Raw genomic sequence first — 5,389 nt, 5'->3', positions numbered from 1 at the left:
GTCGCACGTTGAGGCGGGCATCCCGAGCCCATACGTCACAGAAGCCTGCTCGCGCTCTGGCAGACTAGACGCGCGCGTTTCGCGCGATCCGCCTTGGTGTAACGGCAGCACGACAGCCTTTGGAGCTGTTAGGTCCAGGTTCGAATCCTGGGGGCGGAGCAATCCAGTGGATTGCTCCGCGCGTGGGAGTTGCTCGCCATACGGCGCGGCTTGGCGCCGCGGGCTGGCGCTCCGCGCGTGGGAGTAGCTCCGCGCCCCCCCGCCCAGCGTTTGGTGCACTTTTTCGCGTTTGGCGCCGAACGTTTCGCACCACGCGCGAAAAACCGCACCACGCGCGAGCGCCGCGCTGCGCGCACTCGCGCGGTGGCGCCAGGTCGAGCAAACGCGAGCGCCGCGCCGCGCATACGCGCACTGCGCGAATCGTGCGGCCGCGAACGACCTGCGCCAGAATGGGCGCAGCGGTTCGAGGGCGCCCGCACGACGGGTTGCTGCGCGCCGCCGACCCACCCCCGGCCGAGCGGCTGCCCCACCCGTGGCAGTGCTGGCTGGCCCGTGCCAAGGAGCCGTCGTGAGCATCCCCATCGCCCTCGCTACCCCGCTCGCCGAGCGCGCGTTCATTTCGGCGCTCGACCTGTTCAAGGTCGGCATTGGCCCGTCGAGTTCGCACACGGTCGGCCCACTGCGGGCAGCTCGTGCGTTTGTTGACGGCCTGGGCGACCGGCTCGAGCAGGTGGCGAGCGTCGAGTGCGTGTTGTTCGGTTCGCTCGGCTCGACGGGGGTCGGCCACGGCACTCCAGGCGCGGTTCTTGCAGGCCTCAGCGGATGCGCGGTTGAGACCGTCACGCGCGATGACGTCGAGCGCGTTGTCGCCGACGCTGCGAACGGGATGCTGCGCCTCGGCGGCACGCACCCCATTGAAATCGTCCCGACGGTCGACGCGGTGCCCGGCGCGGTGCGTGCGACGGGCGCGGGCACGTCGACCGAGGCCGAGAGCAGCACGGCCAGCGCAGCCAGCGGCGCGGCCGGCACGCCGACCGCGGCCGCGTGGCTGCGCTTTGCTCCGCGCGAGCTCAAGCCGCGGCATCCGAACGCCCTGACTCTCACGGCGCGCGATGCCGCCGGCACCGTGCTCGCCGACGAGACCTACTACTCGGTCGGCGGCGGCTTTGTCGATCGCGAGGGCGATGACGGCGACGAGAGCGCGTCGATAACGGTGCCCTACCGATTTGACAGTGCAGACGAGTTGTTGCGCCTCTGCCGTGAGCACGGGCTCAGCATTGCGCAGCTCGCACGCGCCAACGAGGCGGCCGTGCGCGGGGAGGAGGCAACCAGTGCGGCACTGCGCACGATCGCACGCGCGATGAACGACTGCATTGACGCGGGTCTGAGCAGCACGGGAATCTTGCCTGGCGGGCTGAAAGTTCCGCGGCGGGCTGCAGGCATGGCCGACAACCTGCGCGCCCTCGACGCCGAGCCGACGCGCGACACGAGCCTGGAGTGGCTGCAGGCCTACGCCATCGCCGTCAACGAAGAGAACGCTGCGGGTGGCCGCGTGGTCACCGCGCCGACGAACGGCGCAGCGGGCATCATCCCCGCTGTCATGCGACACGCGATCGATGTCATCGCTGTCGACGACGCTGATCGAGCGCGCGAAGAGTTCTTGCTCGTGGCTGCGGCCATGGGAGCCCTCATCAAGTCGAACGCGAGCATTTCGGGCGCCGAGGCGGGTTGTCAGGGCGAGGTCGGATCCGCCGCGTCGATGGCAGCCGCGGGCTTTGCCCACTTGCTCGGCGCCACGAACGAGCAAATCGAGAACGCCGCCGAAATCGCCATGGAACACTCACTCGGCCTCACCTGCGACCCCGTCGCGGGCCTTGTGCAAATGCCGTGCATCGAGCGCAACGCCATCGGCGCCGGCAAGGCCGTGGCGGCGGCCCGCATGGCGATGCACGGCGATGGCACGCACCTCATCAGCTTCGACACCGTCGTGCAGACGATGCGCCAGACGGGCGACGACATGTCACGCAAATACAAAGAGACGAGCGAGGGCGGCCTCGCCGTCAACTTCGTCGAGTGCTGAGCAGGCGCCGTGAACATCGCGTGCTGAGCCGAGCATCCGCCGCTGACAGAATGGACGCATGACCGACTCGCGCCTCGCCATCATCGTGCTCGCCGCTGGGCAGGGCACGCGCATGAAGTCGCAGACGCCCAAGGTGCTGCACCCCCTCGCGGGCGTTCCGCTTATCGGGCACGTGCTCGCCACCGCGCGCGCTCTCGACCCCGCGCACGTGGTCGCCGTCGTGCGTCACGAGCGCGACCGCGTCGCTGAGGCGATTTCGGCCCTGGATGCTCACGCGATCATCGCCGACCAAGACGAGATTCCCGGCACGGGCCGTGCCGTTGAGGCGGCGCTCGCCGCCCTGCCCGCCGACTTCGACGGCGACGTGCTCGTGGTTTCGGGCGACGTGCCGTTGCTCGACGCGGCGACCCTGGCCGATCTCGTTGATCGTCACCGTCGCCACGAGGCTGCGGCCACGGTGCTGAGCGCCGTGCTCGACGACGCCACGGGATACGGCCGCATCGTGCGCAACGACTCGGGTGCGCTCGACCGCATCGTTGAGCAGAAAGACGCGAGCGAGCTCGAGCGCGCACTCACCGAGATCAACTCGGGCACTTACGTGTTCCGCAGTGCGCCGTTGCGTGACAAGCTCGCGCTCGTCTCGACCGACAACGCCGCGCAAGAGAAATACCTCACCGATGTCATCGGCCTCTTGCGCGGAGACGGCCACGCCGTCGAAGCCCTGCCGGCCGGCCAGAGCTGGCTCGTCGCGGGCGTCAACGACCGCGTGCAGTTGAGCGACGCGGCCCAGCGGCTCAACGCGATGATCGTGCGCGGCTGGCAGCTCGCGGGCGTCACGATCAGTGACCCCGCGAGCGTGTGGATCGACCGCACGGTCACCCTTGACGAAGACGCCGAAGTGCTGCCGGGAACCCAGCTCAAGGGCGCCACCTCCATTGCGCGCGGCGCGGTGGTGGGGCCCGATACGACACTCGTCGACTGTGAGGTCGGGGAGGGTGCGCGCGTGAGCCGCACTGACGGCACCCTCGCGGTGATCGGGGCGGGAGCATCCGTCGGCCCCTTTGCTTACTTGCGACCGGGCACGGTTATCGGCGACAAGGGCAAGGTCGGCACCTTCGTCGAGACGAAGAACACGACGCTCGGGCGCGGCGCCAAAGTGCCACACCTCTCGTATATCGGTGACACGACCGTGGGCGAGGGCACCAATATTGGCGCCGGCACGATTACGGCCAACTACGACGGCGTCAACAAACACCGCACCGAGGTGGGAGCACACGCCCGCACGGGCTCCCACAACGTGTTCGTGGCCCCCGTTAGGATTGGCGACGGAGCGTACACGGGAGCAGGAACGGTCGTCCGCAAAGACGTCGCCGCCGGCGCCCTGGCAGTGAATGTGGCCCCTCAGCGCAACGTCGAACGCTGGGTGGCCGCCAACCGCCCGGGCACAGCCGCTGCCGAGGCAGCTGCGGCAGCATCCGCCGACACCGAACCTGATACCGAAACCGCGTAGCCGACCAGCACATCAGCGTCGCCTCGGCGGCAGAAGGCGGGACCTCATGGCCAGCATCAAGATCACCGGCCAGAAGCGCCTCGTCATCGTGACCGGTCGGTCGCATCCCACGCTCGCCCACGAGGTCGCTGACTACCTGCAGACCGACGTCGTGCACACCGATGCGCGCACCTTTGCCAACGGCGAGATCTACGCGCGCTACGACGAGAGCGTGCGCGGCTGCGACGCGTTCGTCATTCAGTCGCACGCGGCGCCCATCAACGAGGCGCTCATGGAGCAACTGATCATGGTGGATGCCCTCAAGCGTGCGTCTGCCAAGCGCATCACCGTGGTCGCACCCTTTTACCCCTACGCCCGCCAAGACAAGAAGGGCCGCGGCCGCGAGCCGATCTCGGCCCGACTCGTGGCCGACCTCTACAAGGCTGCCGGCGCCGACCGCATCATGAGCGTTGACCTGCATGCCGCGCAGATTCAGGGCTTCTTCGACGGCCCCGTCGATCACCTCTTCGCCATGCCCGTGCTGCTCGAGCACTTTCACAAGCTGCTCGACCCCTCGACGCTCACGGTCGTGTCACCCGACATGGGTCGCGTGCGGGTGGCTGACATCTGGAGCGACAAGCTCGGTGCGCCGCTCGCGATCATTCACAAGCGCCGCGACCCGCGCGTGCCCAACCAGGTGTCGGTGCACGACATCGTCGGTGAGGTTGAGGGCCGCGTGTGCCTCATCGTCGACGACATGATCGACACGGGCCGCACGATCGTCAAGGCCGCCGAAGCGCTCAAGAAAAATGGCGCGACGGCCGTGGTGGTCGCCGCGACGCACGCCGTGTTCAGCGACCCCGCCTTCGAGATCTTGCAGGATGTCGCGGTCGACCAGGTTGTCGTGACCGACACCCTTCCCGTTCCCGAAGACAAGCGGTGGGACCGCCTCACCGTGCTGTCGATCGCCCCGCTTATCGCGCGCGCGATTCACGAGGTGTTCGACGACGGTTCGGTCACCTCGATGTTTGACGGCGCCGCTTAAGCGCGGCCCTGTGTTTGACGGCGCTGCGCGCTGGAGCGAGGAGCGACGGCGATTTCTCGCCGTCGCCGCGACGCCAGCGCCGATGGCCGTCTCGGCCATCGGTCAGACGGAGAGCAGCTCCTTGATCGCGGCCTCGAAGACCTCGTGGTGGGCATCCACGTCGGCACGCGTCGTCATCGGCGCCATGAGCGCCATGTTGTGGAACGGCGTGAGCATGATGCCGCGGTTCACGAGGAAGAGGTGCAGGAAGTCCTCGAGCTCGCCGTCGGCCGCCTCGGCCGCGAGCGTGCCGTTGATCGGGTAGGGCCGTGCGAACCGGTACTCCGCGCGAGCGCCGAGCTGGTTGATCGCCCACGGCAGGTCGTAGCGGTCGAACAACTCGTTGACGCCGTCCGTGAAGTACGTCGCCGTGTCGATCATGTGCGCGAAGGCCTCGTCGGTGAGCACGTGCTCAAGGGTCGCGCGCATGGCGGCGACCGAGAGCGGGTTGCCGGCGAGCGTGCCGCCGACGCCGCCCATGTCGACGAGGTCGAGGTCGGTGCGGGCGAGCGCGCGCTCGGCGAACTCGGCCGACAGGCCGTAGGCCCCGGTCGGGATGCCCCCGCCGATCGACTTTCCGATCACCACAAGGTCGGGCTCGAGGTTGTAGGCCCGCGTCATGCCGCCGGGGCCCGCCGAGAACGTGTGTGTCTCATCGATGATGAGTAGCGCGTCGTACTGCCGCGTCAGCGCGCGCACACCCTCGAGGTAGCCCGGCTCGGGCAACACGATGCCA

General features: G+C 68.6%; 4 protein-coding genes and 1 tRNA gene. 4 read left to right on the top strand and 1 reads right to left on the bottom strand.

Going from position 1 to position 5,389, the window contains the following annotated elements; translation table 11 throughout:
- Nucleotides 1-87 precede the first annotated feature (87 nt).
- The 4 genes from SFU54_RS11020 (at nt 88) to SFU54_RS11005 (ending at nt 4,614) form a co-directional block, all read left to right on the top strand.
- Nucleotides 88-159: transfer RNA gene (locus SFU54_RS11020), tRNA-Gln, on the top strand.
- Nucleotides 160-568: 409 nt separating this feature from the next.
- Nucleotides 569-2,080: an L-serine ammonia-lyase gene (locus SFU54_RS11015; RefSeq protein WP_319016321.1), complete on the top strand. Its 1,512-nt coding sequence runs from the start codon at nt 569-571 to the stop codon at nt 2,078-2,080.
- A gap of 58 nt (nt 2,081-2,138) precedes the next feature.
- The gene (gene glmU, locus SFU54_RS11010; protein WP_319016320.1) at nt 2,139-3,590 is read left to right on the top strand and encodes a bifunctional UDP-N-acetylglucosamine diphosphorylase/glucosamine-1-phosphate N-acetyltransferase GlmU; all 1,452 of its coding nucleotides are present in this window, start codon (nt 2,139-2,141) and stop codon (nt 3,588-3,590) included.
- A 46-nt stretch (nt 3,591-3,636) separates the two neighbouring features.
- Complete coding sequence (locus SFU54_RS11005; protein ID WP_319016319.1) at nt 3,637-4,614, top strand: ribose-phosphate diphosphokinase; 978 nt, start codon at nt 3,637-3,639, stop codon at nt 4,612-4,614.
- A gap of 102 nt (nt 4,615-4,716) precedes the next feature.
- On the opposite strand, the gene SFU54_RS11000 is transcribed toward SFU54_RS11005, so the two are convergent.
- Nucleotides 4,717-5,389, bottom strand: a 673-nt coding sequence (locus SFU54_RS11000) for an aminotransferase class III-fold pyridoxal phosphate-dependent enzyme (protein WP_319016318.1), incomplete at its 5' end; no start/stop codon positions are given.

Origin of the sequence: Microcella sp., assembly GCF_033763155.1 — a bacterium.
Classification (GTDB): domain Bacteria; phylum Actinomycetota; class Actinomycetes; order Actinomycetales; family Microbacteriaceae; genus Microcella.
Note: the sequence above shows the minus strand (reverse complement) of the source record. Positions and strands in the feature narration are given on the sequence as shown.